The organism is uncultured Aquabacterium sp. (assembly GCF_947366995.1).
Classification (GTDB): Bacteria; Pseudomonadota; Gammaproteobacteria; order Burkholderiales; family Burkholderiaceae_C; genus Aquabacterium.
Genome location: NZ_CANBCC010000009.1, coordinates 37,122 through 62,304 on the forward strand (window position 1 = coordinate 37,122; position 25,183 = coordinate 62,304).

Consider the following 25,183-nt stretch of genomic DNA (forward strand, 5'->3'; position numbering starts at 1 on the left):
TTCAGCCCAGCGTCTCGATGGTGTGGTTCTGGTTGGTGTAGATGCACAGGTCGCCGGCAATGCTCAGTGACTGTTTCACCATGTCGGCGGCGCTCAGTGAGGTGTGCGCCACCAGCGCGCGGGCCGCGGCCTGCGCATAGGCACCACCCGAGCCGATGGCGATGATGCCGTGCTCGGGCTCCAGTACGTCGCCGTTGCCCGTGATGATCAGCGAGGTCTCGCGGTCGGCCACGGCGAGCATGGCTTCCAGCTTGCGCAACACGCGATCGGTGCGCCAGTCGCGTGTCAGCTCGACGGCGGCACGGGCGAGGTTGCCCTGGTGCTTCTCCAGCTTGGCCTCGAAGCGTTCGAACAGCGTGAAGGCGTCCGCAGTGGCGCCGGCAAAACCCGCCAGCACCTGGTCACGGTGGAGCTTGCGCACCTTGCGTGCCGTGGCCTTCACGACGATGTGGCCGAGGGTGACCTGGCCGTCGCCGCCCATGGCCACCTCCCAGCCCTGCGGGGTCTGGCGGCGGATGCTGACGATGGTGGTGCCGTGGTAGGAGTCCATGCTGCGCGTGTGAAAACGGATGACAGCCGGACATGGGGGCGAACGCCCCAGGTTCAAGGGCGTCGGCGCGACAATGCGCTCAACTGGTCAGAAGCTTGACCCTGGCATGCTCGTTGATGCCCATGGCGCCGAAGAACAGGGCAACCAGGCGGTGCGGGTTCAGGAAACTCACCTCGCGGCCCTCGGCGCGGCGGGCCAGCACCCAGTTGAGCAGATCCCCGGCGGCGATGAAGTCGACGCGCAGCAAGTGTTCGCAGTCGATGTCGAGTGCCACGCTGGCGCCCAGCTGGCTGTCCAGTTGCTCGAGGGTGGTTCCGATGTCGCCGGACAGCTGTCCGGACAGGTTGAGCGAGGCGACCTGCACCATGCCCGTGTCCTGCTGAAGGCGCGACTCGACAAAGGTTGTCGTCACGTCGCTGACGCGCGACATGGCCCGGGAATGCGGATGGATGACGTCCTGCCCTTCCTGGACCGTGCAGCGTGCCGGCTCCCACGAGGGGGGCGAGCGCTCGAAGGTGATGCAGTAGTCGATGGCTGTTTCGTCGAACTCGACCGGGCGGTTGATGAGGCGCAGCAGATCAAGGCGCAGCATCCAGTAGGCCGGGTCCACATCGCGGCTGCCGGTGGGGGAGGCATCGCCGAGCACGGCCAGCATCTGCGGTATCCCTTGCCACACCAGTGACAGCGGCTGTTCGGCCCACTGGCGAACCATCTGGCCCAGGTGCATGGCGCCATCCGGCGTGACGCGAAGGACGCGGCTCCAGTCCATTGTCCAGGGGCGGGGCATCTGCAGGGTTTCAGCCCGCAACTGGGCGACCGCTTCAGCGTCGATCACAGGTGGCGCCAACCAGCCCTCGAGCACGCCCCCCAGAGCGTCCTCGCCGGCTTCCGTGGCGGGGCCTTCGTCCGTGCGCGCCTCACCCGAGGCCGGGGTGCCGCCAGACGAGGTGGCGAGGAAGGCCGCCACCTTGCCAGGGTACGAGAACCATTGCGGTGCAGAGACCCCGAACTTCTGGGCGAACGACACCGCAAGCTGGTCGAACTTCTGTGCCTGGTCGATGGATCGGTAGAAGTCGAACAGCACCAGCCAGCACTCCTGCACATCGTGGCGGCTGCCGCCAGGGTGAATCAGGTCCAGCAGGCTGCGCTCGCACTGGTCGAAGTCTGCGTTCGCGAAGGCGATCACGGCCTCGTCCAGTTCGGGGTCGTGGACGAGCTCCGTCACGTGCACGTCCATGGCGTTCTGGAAGCCGCTGGGTGCCATCGGTGCCGTCAACGGCAGCGTGGGCGGCAGGGTCAGCGGCTGGGTCATGCCGCGGCTCGAGGCGCGGGCAGACTGCAGCACCGCCTCCGACACCTGGGGGATGTCCTCGTCGAAGGACATGGGCAGCGTGGCCGGGAGCGCGGGCGGGTGCGCTGCGGGCATCGTGTCGCCCATGGGCAGCGTCGGAATGTTCGCCGGCCGGGGCGGCAGGTTGACCGTGCGCGGAGCCCCGCCCACCATCTGCTGCTCAATCTCGTCGATCTTGGCCTTGACTGCGATGTCAGAGCGCGCGCCGCTGTGCGGGCGGGAGTCCGGGTCGATGTTGGAGTTGCCGCTGAGCGCCAGCGCATTGTCCGGGCTCAGGCCTTCACGCCGGATCTTGCGCAGCATGTCGAGCTCGCGTTTGCGCACGAAGTCGTTGCGCCGCTTGCGCTCGATCATCGCCTTGATCTCGCTCTTGGCGTACTGGCTTTCTGCGGCCTCGGCGCTCGGTGTGTCGAGCTCAGTCCAGTCGGTCGTGGGGTTGGCGACAAAGCGCACGACCTTGCGCAGGAAACCGCCGGATTCCTTGCTCATGCTGGTGTGCGCCTTCTGTGTGTCAACCGACCTCCGGGGCGATGCGGATCAATCCCCGAACATCTTCTGCTTGAGCCCGCGGCGCTGCTGCGCCTCGAGCGACAGGGTGGCCGTGGGGCGCGCCAGCAGGCGGCCCAAGCCGATGGGCTCGCCGGTCTCGTCGCAGAAACCGTATTCGCCAGAATCCAGACGGGCCAGGGCCTGAGAAATTTTCTTGAGCAGCTTGCGCTCGCGGTCGCGGGTGCGGAGTTCGAGCGCGTGCTCTTCCTCGATGGTGGCGCGGTCGGCCGGATCCGGCACGATCGACGTGTCTTCGCGCAGGTGTTCCGTGGTCTCGCCGGCGTTCGACAGCAGGTCTTCCTTCTGCGCTTCCAGGCGGGCGCGGAAGAAGTCCAACTGCTTGTCGTTCATGTACTCGCCGTCCGGCATCGCCATCAGTTCGGCTTCCGTCAGGTCGCGCCCGGCTTTGGATTTCCAGGCGTTGGCGAGTTTGGTGTCAACCTTGGTGGCGGTGCTTGGCATGGTCTCGGGGGTACGGATGGGAGGCGACGAGCGCCCTGATGCCACGGAGGCAGCTGATGGAATGCCTTCGGCTTTGCGCGCCGAAGCTTGAGTCGCCGTTTTCACGGGCTTGGTGTCAGCGGGCTTGGCAGCCGCGCCCACGGGGGTGGCAGTCTTGGACGTCGCAGAGGGCTTGGTCACAGGAATCCTCCTCACCGAACCGCGGGTTTCGCAGACCGGTCATGCACGCGGGACGCAGGGCCGACAGGGCGCCATCGCCTGATTGTTTGTTCTCGGTTCTTCCGACTTCGCCCTTTTCAGAACGTCACACGGAAGCGCGCGGATTGTAGCCATGCCTGCGCGCCGTTTTCACCGTGTCACCCCGTAGTTTGTATCGTTCCGTTGGCTGAGTGTCACGCCAGACACTGATCCAGCCCGGCTTTGAACAGATCCTGAGGCAGGTCAATTCCGATGAACACCAGCTTGCTGATCTTCTGCTCGCCAGCGGCCCACTTCGGCCCCATGTCGCTGCCCATCAGCTGGTGCACGCCCTGGAAGACCACCTTGCGCTCCATGCCCTTGACGTGCAGAACGCCCTTGTAGCGCAGCATCTTCGGGCCGTAGATCTGCACCATCGAACCGAGGAAGTCCTCCAGCTTGGTCGCGTCGAACGGCTTCGTGTTCTTGTACACGAACGATTTCACGTCGTCGTCGTGCGCGTGGTGGTGCGGGTGGTCGCAGTGTTCGCCATGCGCGTGGTCATGGTGATGGTGGTGCCCGTGACCATGGCCGTCTTCCTTCAGGAAGTCCGGGTCGATGTCGAGCTTGGCATTGAGGTTGAAGCCCTTCAGGTCGAACACCTCGGAGATCGGCACCTCGCCGAAATGCACGCGTTTTTGCGGCGCGCGGGGGTTCATGTGCTTGATGCGATGCGACAGGGCGTCGGCCTCTTCGGGCGTCACCAAGTCGGTCTTGCTCATGAAGATCTGGTCGGCAAACCCGACCTGGCGGCGTGCTTCCTGGCGATCGTCCAGCTGTTTCTCGCCGTGTTTGGCGTCGACCAGCGTGACGATGGCGTCCAGCAGGTACAGCTCGGCGATCTCGTCGTCCATGAAGAACGTCTGGGCCACTGGGCCCGGATCGGCCACGCCGGTGGTCTCGATCACCACGCGGTCGAAGGTGAGGGTGCCGGCCTTTTTCTGCTTGGCCAGATCAGACAGCGTTTCGCGGAGGTCTTCCCGGATGGTGCAGCAGATGCAGCCGTTGCTCATCTGGATGATCTGCTCCTCGGTGTCGGCCACCAGGATGTCGTTGTCGATGTTTTCCTCGCCGAACTCGTTCTCGATGACGGCGATGCGCTGACCGTGTGCTTCGGTCAGGATGCGCTTGAGCAGCGTGGTCTTGCCGCTGCCGAGGAAACCGGTGAGGATGGTGACTGGAATCAGGCTCATGGGCGGAGTGTAGCCCTGACGGCGGCTTTGGCTCAGGGTGTCCCGGAGGTTTCCCGCTGGCCATGGGGTATTCTTGCGGCATCCCAACCACGACACCCCTGCCGTGTCCGAAACCTCCCCCAGTCGGGCCTCGCGGTCCGACAAAGGCGCTGCACGCCCTTCTCGTGCGCGCGACAACCGCAGTCTGTTCGTCCGTGTCGTCGAGTTTCTGTCCCCCGGGCCGGATTCCACCGCCGAGCTGATCGAAACCCTGGCGGACGCCGAACAACGCGCGCTGATCGAGCCCGAATCCCGTGTGATGCTGGAAGGCGTGATCCGGATGGCGTCCATGACCGCCGGCGACGTCATGGTGGCCGTGCGCCGCATGGACATCCTCGACATCGAGGCGCCGTACGACGAGCTGCTGGCTCAGGTGATCAACACGGGGCATTCCCGTTTTCCGGTGTTCGATGGCGGCCGGGACAACATCATCGGCGTCCTGATGGCAAAAGACCTGCTCAAGCTGCAGCGGGCGCCGGAGCTCAACCTGCGGACCCTGCTGCGCGCGCCGGTTTTCGTGCCAGAGTCCAAGGGGCTCAATGAATTGCTGCGGGAATTCCGCTCCAACCGCAGCCATCTGGCCATCGTGATAGACGAGTTCGGTCGCACGGCCGGCCTGGTCACCATCGAGGATGTGCTCGAAGAAATCGTGGGTGAGATCGAGGACGAGTTCGATGAAGAGGATGGTCAATCCAGCATCTTCACCTTGGCCGACGGCAGCCAGCGGGTGGCGGGTGACACGGCGATCGAGTCGGTGAACGAAGTGTTCGACGCGCAATTGCCGACGGACGAGTTCGACACCATCGGGGGCCTGGTGGCCCACGAGTTGGGCCGCGTGCCGCGGCGTGGCGAGCACCTCGACCTCGGCGGGCTTCGGTTCCGCGTCATGCTGGCACGGGGTGGCTCGGTGCGCTGGTTCAAGGTGACCCGCGCACCGGAACCGGAAGAGGCGGCGTCGTCCTGATGGTGCACGCAGCGAGGTCGGCCGATTGCGGTGGCTCGGCCGTGGCGACGAGATGGCGGTCGTTGGCGGGGCTGGCAGTGCTGCTGGCTGGGGGCCTGCACGCATGGGCGTTGTCGCCTGCAGCCGCGGCGCTCTTTCCTGGCGCGCCGGCCATTTTCCAGACGTTGGCCCTGCTGGTTCTGGCTGGCGTGCTGTCGCCGCTGCGTACGCCCCGTGCAGTCGGGGCGCTGAGCTGGCTGTACGGCACCGTGTGGCTCATCGGCGCCACTGGGTGGATGTTCGTGAGCCTGCACCGCTACGGGGGGCTGCCGGCGTGGCTGGCGGCGCTGGCCGTGGTGTTGTTGTGTGCAGCGCTTTCGCTTTATTTTGCGCTGGCCGGCTGGCTCTGGGCCCGGTGGCGCGATGGCCGCTGGTGGCGCGATGCGCTTGCCTGGGGTGGGGCGTGGCTGCTGGCCGAGTGGGCGAGGGCCATCCTCTTCACCGGTTTCCCTTGGGGTGCGAGTGGGTATGCGCTGATCGACACGCCGTTGGCTGGCCTGGCGCCGTGGCTCGGTGTGTATGGCGTCGGCGCAGTCTGGGCGATGGCCGTGGTGGCCTCCGTGTGGTCGTGGCGCTCGGCCGATGGCGGGCTGGTATCGCGGCTGGCGGGTCTGGCCGCCACCTTCGTGCTGGTGGCTATCGGGGCCCTGGCCGGCCGGCCGTTTACCGAGCCGCAAGGCGCGGCCTTGTCCGTGACCCTGCTGCAGGGCAACGTCCCGCAGGACGAAAAGTTCATCGCCGAGCGGCAGGGCGCGATGCTGCGCTGGCATGCCGAGCAACTGCTTTCGGCTCGAACCGACCTGGTGATCGCGCCGGAGACGGCCATCCCCTTGTTGCCGTTCCAGCAGCCTCCAGGCTATTGGGATGCCCTGGTAGGCGGCTTCCCAGCCGGTAGCGGCCGCCACGCGCTGGTTGGCGTACCGCTCGGTGATTTCGAGCGCGGCTACACCAACTCCATCGTGGGCCTGGGCGGCCCCATCCGGCACGCCGACCCAGAGGCAGAGGGCGGGCCGTACCGGTACGACAAGCATCACCTCGTGCCCTTCGGCGAATTCATCCCTTGGGGTTTCCGCTGGTTCGTTCGCATGATGAACATGCCCCTGGGCGACTTCGCCCGTGGGCCGTTGGTGGCGCCCTCTTACCGCGTGAAGCAGCAGCGCGTCGCACCCACCGTCTGCTATGAGGATCTGTTCGGTGAGGAGATTGCTGCCCGATTCCGCGATCCTGCCGGGGCGCCGACCATCCTGGCCAATGTGAGCAACCTGGCGTGGTTCGGTGAATCGGTGGCCCTGCACCAGCACCTGCAGATCGCTCGCATGCGTTCGCTGGAGTTCCAGTTGCCCACCGTGCGAGCGACCAACACGGGCGCCACGGTGGTGATCGACCATGCCGGCCGCGTCACGGACCGGCTGCCAGGCAACACCCGTGGTGCCCTGGTGGCGGAGGTGCAGGGCAGGCAGGGCGTGACCCCGTTTGCCTGGTGGGCCGGGCGGGCCGGCCTGTGGCCGGCTTTTGCGCTGGCCGTGCTGCTGATCGCCGTGGGGCGGGGGCGGGCGCGCCACTAGAATCAAGGCTTTTCGCCCCGCGGCCGCCCGCAGGGCGAGGGCCCTCACCAAACCAAGAACCCGATTGCCGGTGGCGCACGCGCCGCACGGCACGCATCAAGGCTAGACCATGCTGACCTTCCAGCAACTGATCCTGCGTCTGCAAAGCTACTGGGATGCCCAGGGCTGCGCGCTGCTGCAACCCTACGACATGGAAGTCGGGGCGGGCACCAGCCACACCGCCACCTTTCTGCGCGCACTGGGCCCCGAGCCCTGGAAGGCCGCTTACGTGCAGCCCAGTCGCCGCCCGAAGGACGGTCGCTACGGCGAGAACCCGAACCGCCTGCAGCATTACTACCAGTTCCAGGTGGTGCTGAAGCCAGCGCCGGCCAACATCCTCGAGCTCTACCTGGGCTCGCTGGAAGCGCTGGGCTTCGACCTGAAGAAGAACGACGTGCGTTTTGTCGAGGACGACTGGGAGAACCCCACGCTGGGCGCCTGGGGCCTCGGCTGGGAAGTGTGGCTCAACGGCATGGAGGTCACGCAGTTCACCTATTTCCAGCAGGTGGGCGGCATCGACTGCAAGCCGGCCACCGGTGAGATCACCTACGGCCTCGAGCGGCTCGCCATGTACCTGCAGGGCGTGGAAAGCGTGTACGACCTGGTCTACGCGCCGGGTGTCAAGTACGGCGACGTGTTCCATCAGAACGAGGTGGAACAGTCGACCTACAACTTTGAGCACAGCAACGTCGAGTTCCTGCTGGGTGCATTCGGCAACTACGAAACGCAGGCCAAGTACCTGATGGAGCAGCAGCTCGCCTTGCCGGCCTACGAGCAGGTGCTCAAGGCTGCGCATACCTTCAACTTGCTGGATGCCCGCGGCGCGATTTCGGTGACCGAGCGCGCGGCCTACATCGGGCGCATCCGCAACTTGGCGCGCGCCGTGGCGGCCAGCTACCTCGACAGTCGCGCGCGCCTCGGTTTCCCGATGGCGCCCAAGGCCTGGGCCGACGAAGTGATCGAACAACTGAACGACAAGAAGGTGGCCTGAAGCATGACGTCCCTGAACCAGAAGGCAAACCTCCTCGTTGAACTGTTTGTCGAAGAGCTGCCGCCCAAGGCGCTCAAGAAGCTGGGTGAAGCCTTTGCCGGCGTGTTGGCCGACAGCCTGAAGGCCCAGGGCCTCGCCCACGCTGATGCGGTCGTCACGCCGTTTGCCTCGCCGCGTCGCCTGGCCGTGCACCTGACCGGCGTGCTGACCAGGGCTGCTGACCAGGCCATTCAGCAGAAGCTGATGCCGGTCGCTGTGGCGCTGGATGCCGCTGGGCAGCCCACGCCCGCCTTGCTGAAGAAGCTTGGCTCGCTGGGCTTGGGCGCCGAGGTGGTGCCGCAACTCAAGCGTCAGCCCGATGGCAAGGCGGAAGCGCTCTTCCTCGACAGCGTCAAGGCTGGTGCGTCGCTGGCCGAGGGCCTGCAGAAGGCCCTGACCGAGTCGCTGGCGAAGCTGCCCATCCCCAAGGTCATGACCTATCAGCTCGAACAGGGCGACGGTGAGGGCTTCCAGCCGGGTTGGACCAGTGTCAATTTCGTGCGGCCCGCGCATGGTCTCGTGGCGCTGCATGGCGACCAGGTGGTGCCCGTGTCGGCGCTGGGCCTGCACGCCGGCCGTGAAACCCATGGCCACCGTTTCGAGGCCAAGGTCTCGCCCGTGGTGCTGCGCGAAGCCGACAGCTACGCCGTCCAGATGGCGGAAGAGGGCGCTGTGATCGCTGGGTTTGCCGAGCGCCGTGCCGAGATCGCATCCCAGCTTGCCGCAGCAGCCGGGCGCGCGGGCCACGACCTGAAGCCCATCGAAGACGATGCCCTGCTGGACGAGGTGACGGCACTGGTGGAGCGTCCCAATGTGCTGATCGGCCGCTTCGAGGAGGCCTTCCTGGCGGTGCCGCAGGAGTGCCTGATTCTCACGATGAAGGCCAATCAGAAGTACTTCCCGCTGCTGGATGCGGCCGGCAAGCTGACGCATCAGTTTCTGGTGGTGAGCAACATCCACCCGGCTGACCCGAGCGCCATCATCGAGGGCAACGAGCGCGTGGTGCGCCCGCGTCTGGCCGATGCGAAGTTCTTCTTCGATCAGGATCGCAAGAAGACGCTGGCCTCGCGCACGGCGGGTCTGGCCAAGGTCGTGTACCACAACAAGCTGGGCACCCAGGGTGAGCGCAGCGAGCGCGTGCGCGCCATCGCGCACGCCATCGTGAACCAGCTGCGCATGAGCACGCTGCCTTTCACCGTCGACGACAAGGATCACTTCGATGTGCTGGACAGCAAGGCCCAACAGGCCGCGCTGCTGGCCAAGACCGACCTGCTGACCGACATGGTCGGAGAGTTCCCGGAGCTGCAGGGCATCATGGGTGGCTACTACGCCCGCCATGAAGGCCTGCGCGACGGCGTCGCCATCGCCATCGAAGACCACTACAAGCCGCGTTTTGCGGGTGACAACCTGCCACGCAACCACACCGGCACGGTCGTGGCACTGGCCGACAAGCTCGAAACACTGGTCGGCCTGTTTGGCATCGGTCAGTTGCCCACGGGCGACAAGGACCCGTTCGCGCTGCGCCGCCATGCGCTGGGCGTGATCCGCATCCTGATCGAGAAGAACCTGCCGCTGGACCTGTCGGCGCTCGTCGCGGCGGTCGTGCCCGTGTTCGGCGACCTGATCACAGACCCGGCCGAGGCGCTGCTCGCGTTCATGTCCGATCGTCTGGCGGTGTCACTGCGCGAGCAGGGCTACAGCGCGCAAGAGGTCGATGCCGTGCTCGCGCTGCAACCAAACCGCCTGGCCGAGGTGCCGCGCCGCCTGGCCGCCGTGCGTGCGTTTGCCGCACTGCCGGAAGCGGCCTCGCTGGCTGCAGCCAACAAGCGTGTGGGCAACATCCTGAAGAAGGCCGATGGCGTGGTCGAGGCTCGCGTGGATGCGGCGCTCCTGAAGGAAACCGCCGAAGCCGCGCTGCACGCCGCGCTGCAGACCGTGGCGCCCCAGGCCGATGCAGCGTTCGAGCAGGGTGATTACACTGCGTCTCTGCAGGCACTGGCTGCGCTCAGGACCCCGGTGGATGCGTTCTTCGATGCTGTGATGGTCAATGCCGACGACCCGGCGTTGAAGGCCAACCGGCTGGGGCTGCTGGCCTTGCTGCATGCCGCCATGAACCGCGTCGCCGACCTTTCCAGACTGGCGGCCTGATCTGGGCGGGCGCATCGTTCACGCGGGGGCGAGCATGAAGCTGGTCATCATCGATCGCGACGGCACCATCAACCACGAACGGGAGGACTACGTGAAGTCGCCCGAAGAGTGGGTGCCGCTGCCCGGATCGCTGGAGGCCATCGCTCGGCTCAACCACGCAGGCTGGCACGTCGTCGTGGCCACCAACCAGTCCGGCATCGGGCGGGGCCTGTTCGACATGGTGGCGCTCAACGCCATGCACGCCAAGATGAACCAGATGCTCACCAAGGTGGGCGGGCGCGTGGACGCGGTGTTCTTCTGCCCGCACACGCCGGAAGACCAGTGCGCATGCCGCAAGCCCATGCCGGGACTGTTCCAGATGATCGGGCAGCGATTCGGCTGTGACCTGGTCGGGGTGCCGATGGTGGGGGACCTGCCGCGCGACGTGCTTGCGGCGCAATCGGTGGGCTGCGAGCCCCATCTGGTACGCACCGGGCAGGCGGCCATCATGGGCGATGCTGAGTTGCAGGACCTGAGGCGCCGGGTGCCCGACCTGACCATCCACCCGGACCTGTCGGCATTTGCCGATTTTCTGGTGCTGCGGGATCGTCAGGCCATCGGCGAAGACGGCCCCGTCAGCACGCACACGGGGGAGATTCGTTGAAGCCTGAGGTGCCGCAGCAACTGGGGTTGTGGGGGGAGGGGGCAGAGTCTGCCGCCTCGTTCACTGCCGCTGGCGGTGCCGCAGGCCGCAGTGACGCGGGGCCGGCACGTCGGTCTGCCCCAGAGGCTCCAGCCGACATGCCGTTGCGCGGCGGCGACCACGAAGGCCCAGCCCATCAGATGCATGCCAGCGGCCTGCCGCTGTACCGCCACCCCCGTGCCGAGCGCGAGATCCGGCTCGGCAAAGCGGTGGTGGCCTACGAGGTCAAGCGCGTGCGGCGCCGCAGCATCGGCATGGTGGTGGGTGTGGACGGGCTCAGTGTGCGGGCGCCACGTTGGGTTTCCTGGGGCGACATCGAATCGGCGCTGCGCGCCAAGGAGCGCTGGATCTGCACCAAGCTCGTCGAGCAGCGCGAGCGGGCCCGACGCCAGGTGATGGCCCGCATCGAATGGTGCGAAGGTGCCGAACTGCCCTTCATGGGCGAATCGGTCGTCATCGTGCTTGATCCCGCTCGCACCGGGGCCACGCTGATGCCGGTCCCCCGTGAGCTCGGCTTGCCTGGTGTCACGCAGCGCACGCTGTACCTCGGTCTGCCGCAAGATGCGACCCCCGAGCAGATCCGCGACGCAGCCGAAGCCTGGCTTCAGCGAGAGGCCCGAGCCGTGTTTGCGGAACGTGTCCGGCACTACGCAGACAAGCTGGGCGTCTCCGTGACCAAGGTGAGCCTGTCCTCGGCACGCACGCGTTGGGGCAGTGCCAGCGCCGACGGCTCGATCCGCCTGCACTGGCGGCTGATCCATTTCAGCCTCAGCATCATCGATTACGTGGTGGCCCACGAACTGGCCCACCTCCGGGAGATGAACCACAGTCCGCGCTTCTGGGCCGTGGTGCGCTCCATCATGCCCGAGTACGACGGCCCGCGGGATCAGCTGCGCCACGTCGCCATTCCGGGCTGACGCGGCCAGCGGCGGTCAGGCGCCGTAGCGCCACGCGCCGTGTGCGTCCTGCTCTCGGCGCAGCACCCCGCGATGCCACAGGTAGTTCAGGTGGGCGATGGCTTCCCCCATGGCGAAGGTGGTCTGATGCAGGTCGAGCTGCCGGCGGAACAGCACCGGCAGCATTTCGGCCGCCGTGGAGGGCCGGGCCCGGCACGCGGCCTCCACCTCGGCCAGGCGCTCGGCATGGTGGGCATGCAACTGGTCGATGCGGGCGTGGATGCCCGTAAAGGGCAGTCCATGGGACGGCAGGGCCAGCGTGTCGGCCGGCAGGGCGCGCAGGCGCTCGACGCTGTCCAGGAAGAGCCCCAGCGCATCGCCCTCCGGTTCCATGTCGGTCACGCTGACGTTGGTGGAGATGGTCGGCAGCAGCATGTCACCGGAGATCAGCAGCCCATCCGCCTCGCAGTGCAACGCGATGTGCTCCGGGCTGTGTCCGAAGCCGGCGATGCACCGCCATTCGCGCTCACCGATGCGCACGGACTGCCCGTCCATCATCCGTCGGTAGGCGTGCGGCACGGTGGGGACCAGTTTCGCGTAGTAGTCGCCCCTCTCGCGCACCTTGGCGAGGTCGTCCGGTGCATTCAGGCCATGCGCCTGAAAGTGCGCGGCGGCCCGTTCCCCGCCAAAGCCGGTGGTCGACTGGCAGGCCAGCCGTGCTGCGAGGTGATCGGCCTGGCTCATCCACAGCCGTGCCGTTTCGCCCGGTGCGCTGTAGCGTTCGATCAGCCACTGAGCATTGCCCACGTGATCGGGGTGCATGTGGGTCACCAGCATGCGCCCCAGCGGTTTGCTGACCAGCGGGCCCGCCCAGAGCGTCTGCCATGCATCGCGGATGGCCTCGGTGGCCACGCCCGCGTCCACGGCCGTCCATGCCTCCGCATCGTCCAGCACCCACAGGTTGATGTGGTTCAGCGCAAACGGCATCGGCATGCGCACCCAGTGCAGGCCCGGGCGCAGGGTCATCAGCGTGCCGACGTCCGGTGTCTGGCGGTCCCAGGGATAGGTGAGGGGGCTGGCGAGGGCGTTCATGTGCGGGAGGGGGCGGGATCGAAAAAGCATTGTGCCCGCAGCGCCGAGCTTGCGCCGCGACAGCGATCGGGGCAGGGCGGCGCTTGCATAATGTCACGATGCCCTGCCGACCGTCGGTGTCGCCAGGTGTCGGCCCCACCACCACACAGACAGTCCAGGCCCACGATGTTTCCGCAACAGCTCACCGACTCCCGGGTCTTCGAGATCGCCAAAGCCTTGCTTGACGGTTTTGATCGCCACTACAAGATCTTCAGCGAGACCAGCGCGCAGTCCAAACGCCGGTTCGAGCAGGCCGACTGGCATGGCCAGCAACTGGCCCAACGGGCGCGGATCGAGTTCTATGACATGCGGGTCGACGAGGCCGTCGAGCGGCTCGAGCGCGACTTCAACGCCAGCAAGCTGCCGATGGAGGTCTGGCACCAGATCAAGCTGTTCTACATCGGCTTGCTGACCGGGCACTACCAGCCCGAGCTGGCCGAGACCTTCTTCAACTCCGTCACCATCCAGATCCTGCATCGCAAGTACTACCGCAACGACTTCATCTTCGTGCGGCCCGCGGTGTCGACCGAGTACATCGACGACGAGGAAGGCAAGCCCACCTTCCGCGCGTTCTATCCCACCAAAGACAACCTGCGCGACACCCTGAAGGCTGTGGTGGAGAGCTACGAACTGGCGGTGCCGTTCGATGACCTTGACCGCGATGTCGACCTCATTTACGGCGTGCTGATGGAGCAGGTGGGCAATGTGCGCCTGCGCACCAACTTCCAGATCCAGGTCCTGTCCTCGCTGTTCTTCCGCAACAAGGGCGCCTACATCGTCGGCAAGGTCGTCAACGGCTTCCGCAGCCTGCCATTTGCCATCCCCATTCTCCACAACTCGAAGAGCCGGCTCTACATCGATGCGGCGCTCTTCGGCGAGGACGACCTGCTGGCCCTGTTCAGCTTTGCGCGCGCCTACTTCATGGTCGACATGAAGGTGCCGTCAGCCTATGTGCAGTTCCTGCGCTCGCTGATGCCGCGCAAGCCGCGCGGCGAGATCTACAGCGCCATCGGCCTGCAGAAGCACGGCAAGAACCTGTTCTACCGGGACTTCCTGTTCCACCTGCGTCACTCGACAGACAAGTTCCGCATCGCGCCCGGCATCAAGGGCATGGTCATGCTGGTGTTCGACCTGCCGTCGTACCCCTTCGTGTTCAAGGTGATCAAGGATTACTTCCCGCCGCAGAAGGAGACCACGCGTGAAGGGATCATGGGCAAGTACCAGCTGGTGAAGCAGCACGACCGCGTGGGCCGCATGGCCGACTCGCTCGAGTTCACGAAGGTGGCCTTCCCGCGCAACCGTTTCGATGACGAACTGATCGAAGAGCTCCGCAAGTTTGCGCCCAGCGTGATCGAGGAAGAGGGCGATTCGCTCGTCATCAAGCACCTCTACATCGAGCGCCGCATGGTGCCGTTGAACATCTACATTCAGGAGGCGTCGGCGTCCTCGCTCGAGCATGCCGTCATCGAGTACGGCAACGCGATCAAGGACCTCGTGGCCGCCAACATCTTCCCCGGCGACATGCTGTGGAAGAACTTCGGGGTGACGCGCAACGGCAAGGTGGTGTTCTACGACTACGACGAAATCGAATACATCACCGACTGCAACTTCCGCAAGGTGCCCGAGCCGCGCAACGAGGAAGATGAGATGTCCGGCGAGATCTGGTATTCAGTCGGCCCGCATGACGTGTTCCCCGAGACCTTCGGGCCCTTCCTGCTGGGCGATCCACGCGTGCGCCAGATCTTCATGAAGCATCACGCCGACCTGCTGGACCCGGCCTACTGGCAGGAGCGCAAGGAGCGCATCCAGGCGGGCTATGTGCACGACGTGTTCCCGTACGACCGGGCGCGCCGCTTCATTCACAAGATCCAGGGCAAGGACTCGGCCCAGATCAGCGCCGAGATGGCGCCGGTGGAGGAGCCGGTCGATGTGCGGCCCGAGGGGCCTGAAGTGCACGATCAAGGCGTGTTGAGCGGCTTTGCGACCGGCGGCGTCGACGCGGGCGGTTGAGTGGTGCCTGCCGTCGCTTCATGAAAAACGGGCCTCGAGGGCCCGTTTTTCGTCGCCCCCGGCCTCAGGCTGCCGGGTCGGCTCACTTCACCAGAGCTTCCACCAGGGCCGGGTCGGCGCCCGGGTGGCCTCTTCCGTCTGCAGGTAGACACTCTCGGGGAAGTTCTGACGCAGCACCCGCACGGTGTCGTCGCGCAACTGCACCAGGCCAAGCGCATCGTAGCTGCGCGCCATGATGGACAGCGCTTCTTCCACTGCCGGGGAGGTGCGGTACTCGCGCACTGCCGTCTGAGCGCGGTTTGCGGCAGCCAGGTAGGCGCCACGGCGGAAGTAGTACCGCGCAATGTGCACTTCGCCCGCGGCCATCGAGTTGACGATGTGGTTCATCCGCAGGCGGGCGTCCGGCGCGTACTTCGACGTCGGGAAGCGATCGATCAGCGTGCGGAACGACTCGTAGGCATCGCGCGAGGCCTGCTGGTCCCGCTCGGAGATATCCTGGCTGGCCAGGCGCCCGAACAGCCCCAGGTTGTCGTTGAAGTTCACCAGGCCCTGCAGGTAATAGGCGTAGTCGAGCGCCGGACTGGTGGGGTGCAGCCGGATGAAGCGTTCCAGCTTCGCCAGGGCCTGTGCGCGCTCGCCGGTCTTGTAGTACGCGTAGGCCAGGTCGATCTGTGCCTGCTGGGCGAGCAGGGTGCCGGATGCCCGGGCTTCGACCTTCTCCAGCTTCTTGATCGCCGTCTCGTAGTTGCCTTCGGACCCGTCGTCCTTGGCGTCTGCGTACAATTTGTCCGGACTGATGTTGGCGAACTCGTCCTTTGGAGTCGACTCACAGGCCGCGAGGGCGGCCGCCATGGCCAGAACCGCAAGGCCCGCGCGGCGGGCGATCAGGTGTCGCCAGGTGGGGGAGGTCAGCAATGTCACGTTCTCGGTGTGCGGCCTGGCCGCGGTCAGTCTCGCCTTGCAGCGCCAGAGGCCGCAGTATAGAAGCCCTCGCCCGCATTTCCGCTCCGTGCCTATCCCTCATCGCAACTTTGCTTCATGCCCCGCTCTCGCTCACCCGTCCGCACGGCCGCTTCCGCTCCGCTTTCTGATGCTTCTCCAGCCGGGTTCCGCGAGGGCGATCTGGCTGCGCTCGATGAGGAATGGGACGAGGCGGAGCCATCCGCCAGTGCCCCTGCTGCGGCCGCGGGCGAGGTCGATGTGCGCGCCTGGCAGGTCCCTGCCAGCGCCCATGGCCAGCGGCTGGACGCCTTCGTGGCCGCTGAGGTGACGGCTTACTCGCGCAGCCATCTGAAGTCGCTGATCGAGGATGGCTGTGTCACGGTGGCCGGGCAGGTCATCACGACGCCGTCACGCAAGGTGCTGGCGGGGCAGCTGGTGCAGGCCCACCTGCGGCCCACCGCCCAGAGCCTGTCCTTCCAGCCGGAGGCCATCGCGCTGAACATCGTGTTCGAGGACGCGCATCTGCTGGTAGTGAACAAGCCTGCCGGTCTGGTGGTGCACCCCGCGGCCGGCAACTGGTCCGGCACGCTGATGAACGGCCTGCTTGCGCACCATGCGGACGCCGCAGCCCTGCCGCGGGCGGGCATCGTGCACCGCCTCGACAAGGACACCAGCGGGCTCATGGTGGTGGGCAAGACACTGGTGGCCGTGACCGCGTTGAGCCGTGCGATCGCTGCGCGGGAAGTCAGTCGGCAGTACCTGGCCCTGGTCCATGGCGAGACGGACGAGCGCTTCTCGGTGACATCGTCCATCGGGCGCGACCCCGTCACCCGCGTGCGGATGGCCGTCGTGCCCTCGGGCAAGCCAGCCCGCACCGACGTCGAGCGCCTGATGTCGGGAAGCTGGACGGGGCCGCAGGGCACGGCGCGAAGCTTCAGCGGCGTTCGCTGTACGCTGCACACCGGCCGCACCCACCAGATCCGCGTCCACCTCAGCAGCCGCCGTCATCCGCTGGTGGCCGACGCCCTGTACGGCGGTGCGCCCGCGCTCGGCATGACCCGCCAGGCGCTGCATGCCACCCGGCTCGCCTTCACGCATCCGATGACGGCCGAGCCGCTGGTGTTCGAGGCCGAGCTGCCCGTCGACATGGCCGAGGCATGGTCCGTGCTGCAGCGTGCGGACGGCGTGTGAGCGCGCAGCCCGCACTGCGTCTTGACACGCTGTCGTGGATCATGCATACACGAGCCCGCGAGGTGGTGCATAATGGGCAGGAAGGCACGGTCATGAACCGTTGCCGCGTGGGCCGGGTCGGCGCTGTGTCGCGTCACCCGACGCTGGTCTTCAAAGCCGCGTGCCCTCGCCCACCCGCCTGAAAAGACCTGAGCCAGCACCTTTGCAGTGCCCGGCGTCTGTCAGTCTCCAAGGTGCCGTTCCGCGACAGCCCGCCCGAACCGCCTGCCAACCAAGCAGGCCTTACCCGCAAGCCGGTGCGAGATCCGGCCTTCGCCGAGCCTGACTGGTCGGCCACCTCTAGAGGTCCGCATGTGTATCGCGGAGGCTTGCGCCCCGTGAACCGATTGATTGAAGCGATGGAAGTCCTCAATCCGCAGGAAACCCTGCGTATCCTTGAAGCGGCGCTGCTGTGCGCCGACCAGCCCATGACGCTCCGTGAGATGCGGCAGCTGCTGGACGACACCGTGTCCGTGGACGCGGTGCGCGCCTTGCTGGCCGAACTTGCCGTGCAATGGGAAGGACGCGGCGTGGAGCTGCGGGAAGTGGGTTCGGGTTGGCGCTTCCAGACGCGTGCCGACGTGCAGGCGCACCTGGACCGGCTCAACCCCGAGAAGCCGCCGAAGTATTCGCGCGCCACGCTCGAAACGCTCGCCATCATCGCCTACAAGCAGCCCGTGACGCGTGGGGACATCGAGGAGATCCGGGGCGTGACCGTCAGCTCGCAGATCGTGCGACAACTGGAGGACCGGGGGTGGGTCGAAGTGATCGGCCACCGCGATGCCCCCGGGCGTCCGGGCCTGTATGCCACCACCCGTCAGTTCCTCGACGACCTGGGGCTGGCTTCGCTGGCCCAGTTGCCTACACTCGAGGGCATGCCGGTGGCGCAAGGGCTGCTGCCAGGCATGGAAGACGCCATGCTGCCTCTGTCGCTGGTCGACGAGGAGGCCCCGGAGGCGCCAGCCGCCCAGTCGCCCCTCCTGCTGCCCAATCTTTCTGATGAAACGGCTTCTGCGCCTCCGTCTGCTTCGGCGGCGGCGGCCGAACCGGTCGAGACAATGCCTCTGGCCGTGTCCGGCCCCGCTCCTGCTGGCGCGGATGCGCCAGCCGATGACGTCGCCGTGATGGCTGGCGCATCTTCTTCGACCCCGGCCCACGACGAGGCCGCTTCGACCGCCCCGCTGACCGAGATGGCTCAGCCCGACGACGGCGTGTCACCACCTTCTTCCCCATCGCATTCATGACCACCGAGTCCGTGCCCATGTCCGAACCACAAGACCAGCCTCAGGCCGCCGAAGAGGTGGTCAAGCCCAAGCGCACCCGCCGCCCCAAGGCAGAGGCCGCACCCGCCGCCGAGCCGGTGGCAGCCGAGGCGCCCGCTGCGGCGAAGCGTGCACCGCGTCGCCGCAAGGTCGACGCCGATGCGGCGGAGCCCGCGGTGAGTGAAGCGCCTGCAGCAGAAGTGGCCGTGGTCGAAGCGGTCGAGCCGGCTCCGGCTGACGCCGCGGAGGCCAAGCCGCGCCGCGCCCCCCGTCGCAAGCCGACTGCCGCAGCGAGCGAGTCTGCCGGTGACGTCGAGCCCGCGGCGGATGCCGCCGAGCCCGTTCGCGAGGTGACGGCGCATGGCGTGATCGAACTCGGACCCGAGATCGACGCGCAGCCGCAGCAGGCTGCTGGCGCCGCACCGGCCGAGGGCGCCAGCGATGAGGCGCCGCGCGGCGAAGGCCGTGGCCGCGACGGCCGCGGTCGTCGTGACCGTGAGCGCCGCCGCGAAGGCGACCGCGGTGACCGTGCCGAGCGCACTGACCGGCCCGCACAGGCAGCTGCCGAGGGTGAGGAAGACGCTGACAACCGTCCGTCGCGCCGCGCCGCCATTGCCGCCGAGCAGGCCTCCGAAGTGTTCGCTGAACTGCTGTCGGGTGATTTCGACAAGGTGCGCGAAGAAGAGGTCGAGGACGCCGCCGGCGAGGAGGGTGGCGCCTACAAGCGCGTGCTGCGCCCCGAGCCGGATGCGCCCAAGCTGCAGAAGGTGCTGGCGCAGGCTGGTGTCGGCTCGCGCCGCGACATCGAGCAGATGATCGAGGATGGCCGCATCGAGGTGAACGACCAGGTCGCGCACATCGGCCAGCGCGTCTCGTATGGCGACCGCATCAAGGTGGCCGGCCGCCCGATCAAGGTCCGCATTGCACCGCAGCCCGCCCGCATCCTGGCTTATCACAAGCCGGTGGGCGAAGTCGTCACCCACGACGATCCCCAGGGTCGTCCGACCGTGTTCCGCCGCCTGCCGCGTCTGCAGAATGGCAAGTGGATGTCGGTGGGGCGCCTCGACCTCAACACGGAAGGTCTGCTGCTGTTCACCAACTCCGGCGAACTGGCCAACCAGCTGATGCACCCGCGCTTCGGTGTGGAGCGCGAGTACGCCGTGCGCGTGCTGGGCTCGCTGGACGATGCCTCGCGCCAGCGCCTGCTCGATGGCGTGGAGATCGAAGGCCAGACCGCCTCGTTCGTGGCCATCAGCAATGGCCTGGGTGAGGGCGTGAACCAGTGGTATCGCGTGGTGATCACCGAAGGCCGCAATCGCGAAGTGCGCAAGCTCTTCGACGCAGTCGGCCTGACGGTCAACCGCCTGATCCGTGTCCGTTATGGCGCGATCGTGCTGCCGCGCGGTCTCAAGCGCGGGGTCTGGGTCGAGCTGGGCGAGTCCGATGTGCGGGCGGTGAAGTCACTGGCCGGCATGGACCGCGTCGAGTCGCAACAACCCCGCGGCGGCAAGAGCCAGGGGCAAGGCGGCCAGCAGCAGAAGAGTCAGCAGGGCTTCAAGACGAAGCAGGGAGGCCGTCCGCAACAAGGTCGCCCCGAGCAGGGGCCGCGCTCGCAAGGCGGTCAGAACGCCGCACAGCAGCAGCGCCCGCCTCGTCAGGAACGCGAGCCCGCACCGCGTCGCGATGTGGACGACGACTTCGATCACATCGGCCCCATCCCCAATCCGCTGGAGCAGACCTTCGACCGTCGTTTCGTGAAGAGCGGCTCCAAGCGCATCACCTCGGGTTTCGGGCGTCCGGACCTCGACCATGACCGTCAGCAGGCCGGCAAGCAGAAGGGCCCGCGTCAACCGGATCCGATGCAGACCTCGGTGGGTTACATCGGAGCCGACGCCTTCTTTGGCAACAAGTCGGGCGGTGGCGGCCGACGTGGCGGTGGTGGTGGCGGCCACGGCGGTGGCGGCGGCGGTCGTGGCCGGCGCTGAGTCCGTCTGCGTGCGGGGTGATGTGCCCCGCGCAAACCCGCGTTGACATCCCCTCAATCACCTGTGCCTGGCATGGTGCTGACGCATGTGCGCAGTACAATGCCAGGTTTTGTCAAGACCATTGCCCATACTGGAGAATCAAATGGCCATCGAACGCACCCTCTCGATCATCAAGCCCGACGCCGTCGCCAAGAACGTCATCGGCCAAATCATCGCCCGCTTTGAAGGCGCTGGCCTGAAGGTCGTGGCCGGTAAGCTGGTTCAACTGTCGCGTGCTGAAGCCGAGCAGTTCTACGCGGTGCACGCCGCCCGTCCCTTCTTCAAGGACCTGGTGGACTTCATGGTCTCCGGCCCCGTGTTCGTGCAAGTGCTGGAAGGCGAAGGCGCGATCCTGAAGAACCGCGACCTGATGGGCGCCACCGACCCGAAGAAGGCCGAGAAGGGCACCATCCGCGCTGATTTCGCCGACAGCATCGATGCCAACGCCGTCCACGGTTCCGACGCTGCTGAAACGGCTGCTGTCGAAATCGCTTTCTTCTTCCCCGGCATGAACGTCTACAGCCGCTGATCGGCTGCTGACGTCGCAAGAGGTCTGTTCATGGACGCGGTCAACCTGCTCGATTTCGACCTCGAAGGGTTGACTGCGTTCTGCGAGAAACTGGGTGAGAAGCGCTTTCGCGCCACCCAGCTCTTTCGCTGGATCCATCAGAAGGGCGCAACCGACTTCGACCAGATGTCGGATCTCGCCAAATCGCTGCGCAGCAAGCTGCAGGGCATTGCGACCCTGAAGACCTTGCCTGTCATCAGCGAGCATGTCTCGTCGGACGGCACCATCAAGTGGCTGTTCGATGTCGGCGGCGGCAATGCCGTCGAAAGCGTGTTCATCCCGGAAGACGATCGCGCCACTCTCTGCATCTCATCGCAAGCGGGTTGTGCGGTCGGCTGCCGTTTCTGCTCCACCGGCCATCAGGGCTTCAGTCGCAACCTCAGCACCGGCGAGATCATTGCCCAGCTGTGGCATGCCGAGCACGCCTTGCGTCAGCGCTTGGGCACTTCCGAGCGCGTCATCAGCAACGTCGTGATGATGGGCATGGGAGAGCCGCTGCAGAACTACAACGCCTTGGTTCCCGCCCTGCGCACCATGCTGGACGACCATGGATACGGTCTGTCGCGGCGCCGCGTCACGGTCTCCACGTCGGGCGTCGTGCCGATGATCGAGCGCCTGCGCGAGGACTGCCCGGTCGCGCTGGCCGTCTCGTTGCACGCGCCCAACGACCCGCTGCGCGACGAGCTGGTTCCCCTCAACCGCAAGTATCCGATCGACGAGCTGCTGGCTGCCTGCAAGGATTACCTCGAGGCGGCCCCGCGCGACTTCATCACCTTCGAATATTGCATGCTCGATGGCGTCAACGACAGCGACGAGCACGCGCGCCAGCTGATCGCCCTGGTCAAGGGGCGCATCAACTGCAAGTTCAATCTGATTCCCTTCAATCCCTTCCCGGCGTCGGGCCTCAAGCGTTCCGACAACGCCCGCGTGCAGGCCTTCGCGCGCCTGTTGGCCGATGCGGGCATCGTGACGACCGTCCGCAAGACCCGTGGTGACGACATCGACGCAGCTTGCGGGCAGCTCGCCGGCGAGGTTCAGGACCGCACCCGTGCCCACACCCGCATGTTGCGCCAGCCAGTCGCCGTGCCGGTGGCCATGCCCGCGCGGGGCGAGCGGCAGCGCTCGGATCGCTGACAGGGCAGGGTGGCCTTGCGCCTACACTGTCAGCCCTGTCCAGGAGAACGCTGAATGAGGAATGTTTCTGTGTCCGGGAGCCGGTGGTGTCGCTGGCTCGGCCTGGTGGCAGCCTTGCAGCTGACTGCCTGTGCCACGGGCGGCGCTCCGTCGAACCGACCGGCCGCGCCGTCTGCCGCCACGCGCGGCGACATCATGACTGCCTCCGACGAAACGGAGGCCCGCAAGCGCGCCCGCATCCGCCTGGAGCTGGCCGCCACCTACTTCAGTCAGGGGCAGTACACCACCGCGCTCGACGAGGTGAAGCAGGGGCTGTCGATCGACCCGACCCTCACGGCTGGTTACGAGATGCGCGCGCTGATCTATGCCGCGATGGGTGACAACACCCGGGCACAGCAGGGCTTCCGTGAAGCTCTGGCGCTGGACGAACGCAACGGCAGCGTCCTGCACAACTATGGCTGGTATCTCTGCCAGCAACGGCAATACGCCGCGGCCGATGCCTTGTTCGAGCGTGCGGCGAACCTGCCCCAGTCGATCGCCACGAGCAAGACATTGCTGGCCCGCGGTGTGTGCCAGGTGGCGGCGGGGCTGTACCCGGAAGCCGAGAAGACGCTGACCCGGTCGCTCGAGCTCGACTCTTCCAACCCGGCGACTTCTTTCAATCTCGCATCGGTGCTGTACCGGCGCGGCGAGCTCGAGCGCGCGCGCTTCCACATTCGCCGCGTGAACGCCATTCCAGATCAAGTGACGTCCGAGTCGCTGTGGTTGGCGATCCGCATTGAGCACCGCCTCGGTAACGCGTCGACACGTGACGAGCTGGCGTCGCAGTTGCGCAGCCGTTTCCCCTCCGCACGCGAAACCACCGCATTGGAACTCGGACGATTTGATGACTGAGCCATCGATTTCTCCCTCGACTCCGCCTCCGACGGGTGACGCTCGCGTGGCCGGCGCACGGCTGCAGGCCGCGCGTGAGGCGCAAGGGCTGAGCCTGGACCATCTTGCGGCCTCCTTGAAGGTGACGGAGGCCAAGCTGGCCGCGCTGGAGCGGGGGGACCTTGACCAGCTCCCCGACGCCAACTTTGCGCGGGCGCTGGCCAAGACCGTGTGCCGTCAGTTGCAGATCGACCCCACACCGGTGCTGGCCGAATTGCCCGCCAGCCGGATGATCCCGCTCGGCCCGGACCGCGAGCCGCTCAACCAGCCCTTCAAGGAGCGGCGCAGTACCGGCCCGCTCTTCGATCGTGCTGGCAAGGGGGCAGATTTCGGGGTGCTGCTGTCTGCACGCTGGGTGGCGCCGCTCGTGTTGTTGCTGGCCGCGCTCGTCGTCTACTTGCTGCCCGAGCAGATCGAGCGGCCATCATGGTGGCCAGCGGCGACGGTTGCTTCCAGCGCGACGTCGGCGCCTGCCGCCACTGTGCAGACAGACCCGTCTGCCTCGGAGCCGCTGTTCGCGCCGGCTGACGCCGGGGCTGAACCGGCCGCTACGGGCAGCGACCCCGTGCCTGCACCGCTCACGCCGGAGTCGATTGCGCCGCCACAGATCGCCGCCTCGTCCAGTGAGGTGCCTGCTCCGGCCGCGCCGGCGCCCGAGCCGACCACCGCCCCGACCGCCTTGCCGCCCGAGGGCGCAACTCTGGTCGGGCTGCGTGCGGTGGAGGACGCCTGGATCGAAGTGCGGGACGCGCGTGGCAAGAAGGTGTTTTCCGGCCGCTTGAAGGCGGGCCAGACGGCCTCGGTGGACGGCGCCGCGCCGATGCGGTTGCGCATTGGCAACGCCACCCATGTCCAGCTCACTCACAAGGGCCAGCCGGTCGATCTGGCGGCCCACACGCGCAACAACATTGCGCGCCTCGAATTGCCATGAGCCTTGCCAACTGTTCCCTGATCGATGTGGCCAATCCGGCGCCGCGGCGGTCTCTTCAGGCCCGTGTGGTTTGGGGATCGCGCGTCGTCACCATTGGCGGTGATGCGCCTGTGCGCGTTCAGTCCATGACGAACACCGACACGGTGGACGTCATCGGTACCGCCATCCAGGTCAAGGAGCTGGCCCTGGCCGGCTCCGAGATGGTGCGCATCACGGTCAACACGCCGGAAGCCGCCCAGGCCGTGCCGCACGTGCGCGAGCAGCTCGACCGCATGGGCATCGACGTCCCGCTGGTGGGCGACTTCCACTACAACGGCCACCGCCTGCTGACCGAGTATCCCGCTTGCGCCGAGGCCCTGTCCAAGTACCGCATCAACCCGGGCAACGTGGGCAAGGGCGACAAGAAAGACCGCCAGTTCGCGCAGATGATCGAAGCGGCGATGCGGTACGACAAGACCGTGCGCATCGGCGTGAACTGGGGCAGCCTGGACCAGGAGCTGCTGGCCTCGATGATGGACGAGAACGCCCGCAGCGCCGACCCGTGGTCCGCACAGCAGGTGATGTACCAGGCATTGATCAGCTCGGCGCTGCAGTCCGCCAACCTGGCCGTTGAGCTCGGCATGCGGCCGGAGCAGGTCATCCTGTCGTGCAAGGTCAGTGGCGTGCAGGACCTGATCAGCGTCTACCGGGGTCTGGCCGCGCGATGCGATTTCCCGCTGCACCTCGGCCTCACTGAAGCCGGCATGGGCGCCAAAGGCACGGTCGCCTCGGCGGCGGCGCTTTCCATCCTGCTGCAGGAAGGGATTGGCGACACCATCCGCGTGTCGCTCACGCCGCAGCCGGGTGAGGCCCGCACCCAGGAAGTGGTCGTCGCGCTCGAAATCCTGCAGGCACTGGGTCTGCGCACCTTCGTGCCCAGCGTCACCGCGTGCCCGGGTTGTGGCCGCACGACCAGCACCGTCTTCCAGGAGCTGGCCAAGGACATCGACGATTTCCTGCGCGCGCAGATGCCGGTCTGGCGTACGCAATATCCGGGCGTCGAGAACCTCAAGGTCGCCGTGATGGGCTGCATCGTCAACGGCCCGGGTGAAAGCAAGCACGCCGACATCGGCATCAGCCTCCCAGGCACCGGCGAGGCTCCTGCTGCGCCGGTTTTCATCGACGGCGAGAAGGCCCTGACCCTGCGCGGCGAGCGCATCGCCGAAGAGTTCATGGCCCTGGTGCAGAACTACATCGATCGACGTTTCGGCCAGGCCAAGGCCGAGGCCTGATTC

General features: G+C 66.7%; 21 protein-coding genes. 15 read left to right on the plus strand and 6 right to left on the minus strand.

Translation table 11 applies throughout. From position 1 onward, the window contains the following. Position 1: 1 nt before the first annotated feature. The 4 genes from hslV to Q0Z44_RS04485 all read right to left on the minus strand — a co-directional run bounded on the left by hslV (position 2) and on the right by Q0Z44_RS04485 (position 4,342). Positions 2 to 550, minus strand: coding sequence for an ATP-dependent protease subunit HslV (hslV, locus tag Q0Z44_RS04470; RefSeq protein ID WP_298010917.1), 549 nt, complete (start codon positions 548 to 550; stop codon positions 2 to 4). A gap of 79 nt (positions 551 to 629) precedes the next feature. After that, entirely contained in the window at positions 630 to 2,390 is a 1,761-nt protein-coding gene (locus Q0Z44_RS04475; RefSeq protein WP_298010919.1) for an STAS domain-containing protein, read from the minus strand. 48 nt (positions 2,391 to 2,438) lie between these two features. After that, a complete protein-coding gene (gene dksA, locus Q0Z44_RS04480) occupies positions 2,439 to 3,092 on the minus strand; it encodes an RNA polymerase-binding protein DksA (protein WP_366517569.1) in 654 nt (217 codons plus the stop codon). 212 nt (positions 3,093 to 3,304) lie between these two features. Next, positions 3,305 to 4,342, minus strand: a complete 1,038-nt coding sequence (locus Q0Z44_RS04485; protein WP_298010921.1) for a GTP-binding protein — start codon at positions 4,340 to 4,342, stop codon at positions 3,305 to 3,307. A 184-nt stretch (positions 4,343 to 4,526) separates the two neighbouring features. Here Q0Z44_RS04485 and Q0Z44_RS04490 point away from each other — a divergent pair, with 184 nt between their 5' ends. The 6 genes from Q0Z44_RS04490 to Q0Z44_RS04515 all read left to right on the plus strand — a co-directional run bounded on the left by Q0Z44_RS04490 (position 4,527) and on the right by Q0Z44_RS04515 (position 11,765). Next, the gene (locus Q0Z44_RS04490; protein ID WP_298010975.1) at positions 4,527 to 5,345 is read left to right on the plus strand and encodes a transporter associated domain-containing protein; all 819 of its coding nucleotides are present in this window, start codon (positions 4,527 to 4,529) and stop codon (positions 5,343 to 5,345) included. A 41-nt stretch (positions 5,346 to 5,386) separates the two neighbouring features. Next, positions 5,387 to 6,949 (plus strand): apolipoprotein N-acyltransferase, encoded by a 1,563-nt coding sequence (gene lnt / locus Q0Z44_RS04495; protein ID WP_298010923.1) that lies wholly within the window; start codon positions 5,387 to 5,389, stop codon positions 6,947 to 6,949. Positions 6,950 to 7,058: 109 nt separating this feature from the next. After that, on the plus strand, positions 7,059 to 7,979 hold the full coding sequence (gene glyQ, locus Q0Z44_RS04500) for a glycine--tRNA ligase subunit alpha (RefSeq protein WP_298010925.1): 921 nt from the start codon (positions 7,059 to 7,061) through the stop codon (positions 7,977 to 7,979). Positions 7,980 to 7,982: 3 nt separating this feature from the next. Beyond that, positions 7,983 to 10,166 (plus strand): glycine--tRNA ligase subunit beta, encoded by a 2,184-nt coding sequence (gene glyS / locus Q0Z44_RS04505; protein ID WP_298010927.1) that lies wholly within the window; start codon positions 7,983 to 7,985, stop codon positions 10,164 to 10,166. Between the two features lie 34 nt (positions 10,167 to 10,200). Then, a complete protein-coding gene (gmhB, locus tag Q0Z44_RS04510; RefSeq protein ID WP_298010929.1) occupies positions 10,201 to 10,809 on the plus strand; it encodes a D-glycero-beta-D-manno-heptose 1,7-bisphosphate 7-phosphatase in 609 nt (202 codons plus the stop codon). A 137-nt stretch (positions 10,810 to 10,946) separates the two neighbouring features. Continuing rightward, a complete protein-coding gene (locus tag Q0Z44_RS04515; protein ID WP_298010931.1) occupies positions 10,947 to 11,765 on the plus strand; it encodes a SprT family zinc-dependent metalloprotease in 819 nt (272 codons plus the stop codon). Between the two features lie 15 nt (positions 11,766 to 11,780). On the opposite strand, the gene Q0Z44_RS04520 is transcribed toward Q0Z44_RS04515, so the two are convergent. Further along, the gene (locus Q0Z44_RS04520) at positions 11,781 to 12,836 is read right to left on the minus strand and encodes an MBL fold metallo-hydrolase (RefSeq protein WP_298010933.1); all 1,056 of its coding nucleotides are present in this window, start codon (positions 12,834 to 12,836) and stop codon (positions 11,781 to 11,783) included. 165 nt (positions 12,837 to 13,001) lie between these two features. On the opposite strand from Q0Z44_RS04520, the gene aceK reads away from it, so the two are divergent. Next, entirely contained in the window at positions 13,002 to 14,885 is a 1,884-nt protein-coding gene (gene aceK, locus Q0Z44_RS04525) for a bifunctional isocitrate dehydrogenase kinase/phosphatase (RefSeq protein ID WP_298010935.1), read from the plus strand. 87 nt (positions 14,886 to 14,972) lie between these two features. Here the strand turns inward: aceK and Q0Z44_RS04530 are convergent, their stop codons facing one another. Continuing rightward, positions 14,973 to 15,773, minus strand: coding sequence for an outer membrane protein assembly factor BamD (locus Q0Z44_RS04530; RefSeq protein WP_298010976.1), 801 nt, complete (start codon positions 15,771 to 15,773; stop codon positions 14,973 to 14,975). A 150-nt stretch (positions 15,774 to 15,923) separates the two neighbouring features. Here Q0Z44_RS04530 and Q0Z44_RS04535 point away from each other — a divergent pair, with 150 nt between their 5' ends. The 8 genes from Q0Z44_RS04535 to ispG all read left to right on the plus strand — a co-directional run bounded on the left by Q0Z44_RS04535 (position 15,924) and on the right by ispG (position 25,180). Then, positions 15,924 to 17,018, plus strand: a complete 1,095-nt coding sequence (locus tag Q0Z44_RS04535; protein ID WP_298010937.1) for an RluA family pseudouridine synthase — start codon at positions 15,924 to 15,926, stop codon at positions 17,016 to 17,018. Positions 17,019 to 17,395: 377 nt separating this feature from the next. After that, the gene (gene scpB, locus Q0Z44_RS04540) at positions 17,396 to 18,301 is read left to right on the plus strand and encodes an SMC-Scp complex subunit ScpB (RefSeq protein ID WP_366517570.1); all 906 of its coding nucleotides are present in this window, start codon (positions 17,396 to 17,398) and stop codon (positions 18,299 to 18,301) included. Then, the gene (gene rluB / locus Q0Z44_RS04545) at positions 18,298 to 20,304 is read left to right on the plus strand and encodes a 23S rRNA pseudouridine(2605) synthase RluB (RefSeq protein ID WP_298010939.1); all 2,007 of its coding nucleotides are present in this window, start codon (positions 18,298 to 18,300) and stop codon (positions 20,302 to 20,304) included. Before scpB ends, rluB begins: the two co-directional genes overlap by 4 nt. 142 nt (positions 20,305 to 20,446) lie before the next feature. Continuing rightward, positions 20,447 to 20,872 (plus strand): nucleoside-diphosphate kinase, encoded by a 426-nt coding sequence (gene ndk / locus Q0Z44_RS04550; RefSeq protein WP_109036232.1) that lies wholly within the window; start codon positions 20,447 to 20,449, stop codon positions 20,870 to 20,872. A 30-nt stretch (positions 20,873 to 20,902) separates the two neighbouring features. Further along, positions 20,903 to 22,045, plus strand: a complete 1,143-nt coding sequence (gene rlmN, locus Q0Z44_RS04555; RefSeq protein ID WP_298010943.1) for a 23S rRNA (adenine(2503)-C(2))-methyltransferase RlmN — start codon at positions 20,903 to 20,905, stop codon at positions 22,043 to 22,045. Between the two features lie 114 nt (positions 22,046 to 22,159). Further along, complete coding sequence (gene pilW, locus Q0Z44_RS04560; RefSeq protein ID WP_298010945.1) at positions 22,160 to 22,939, plus strand: type IV pilus biogenesis/stability protein PilW; 780 nt, start codon at positions 22,160 to 22,162, stop codon at positions 22,937 to 22,939. Further along, positions 22,932 to 23,909, plus strand: a complete 978-nt coding sequence (locus Q0Z44_RS04565; protein WP_298010947.1) for a helix-turn-helix domain-containing protein — start codon at positions 22,932 to 22,934, stop codon at positions 23,907 to 23,909. Before pilW ends, Q0Z44_RS04565 begins: the two co-directional genes overlap by 8 nt. Continuing rightward, positions 23,906 to 25,180 carry a flavodoxin-dependent (E)-4-hydroxy-3-methylbut-2-enyl-diphosphate synthase gene (gene ispG / locus Q0Z44_RS04570; protein WP_298010950.1) on the plus strand — a complete coding sequence of 425 codons (1,275 nt, stop codon included), beginning with the start codon at positions 23,906 to 23,908 and terminating at the stop codon, positions 25,178 to 25,180. Before Q0Z44_RS04565 ends, ispG begins: the two co-directional genes overlap by 4 nt. Positions 25,181 to 25,183 lie beyond the last annotated feature (3 nt).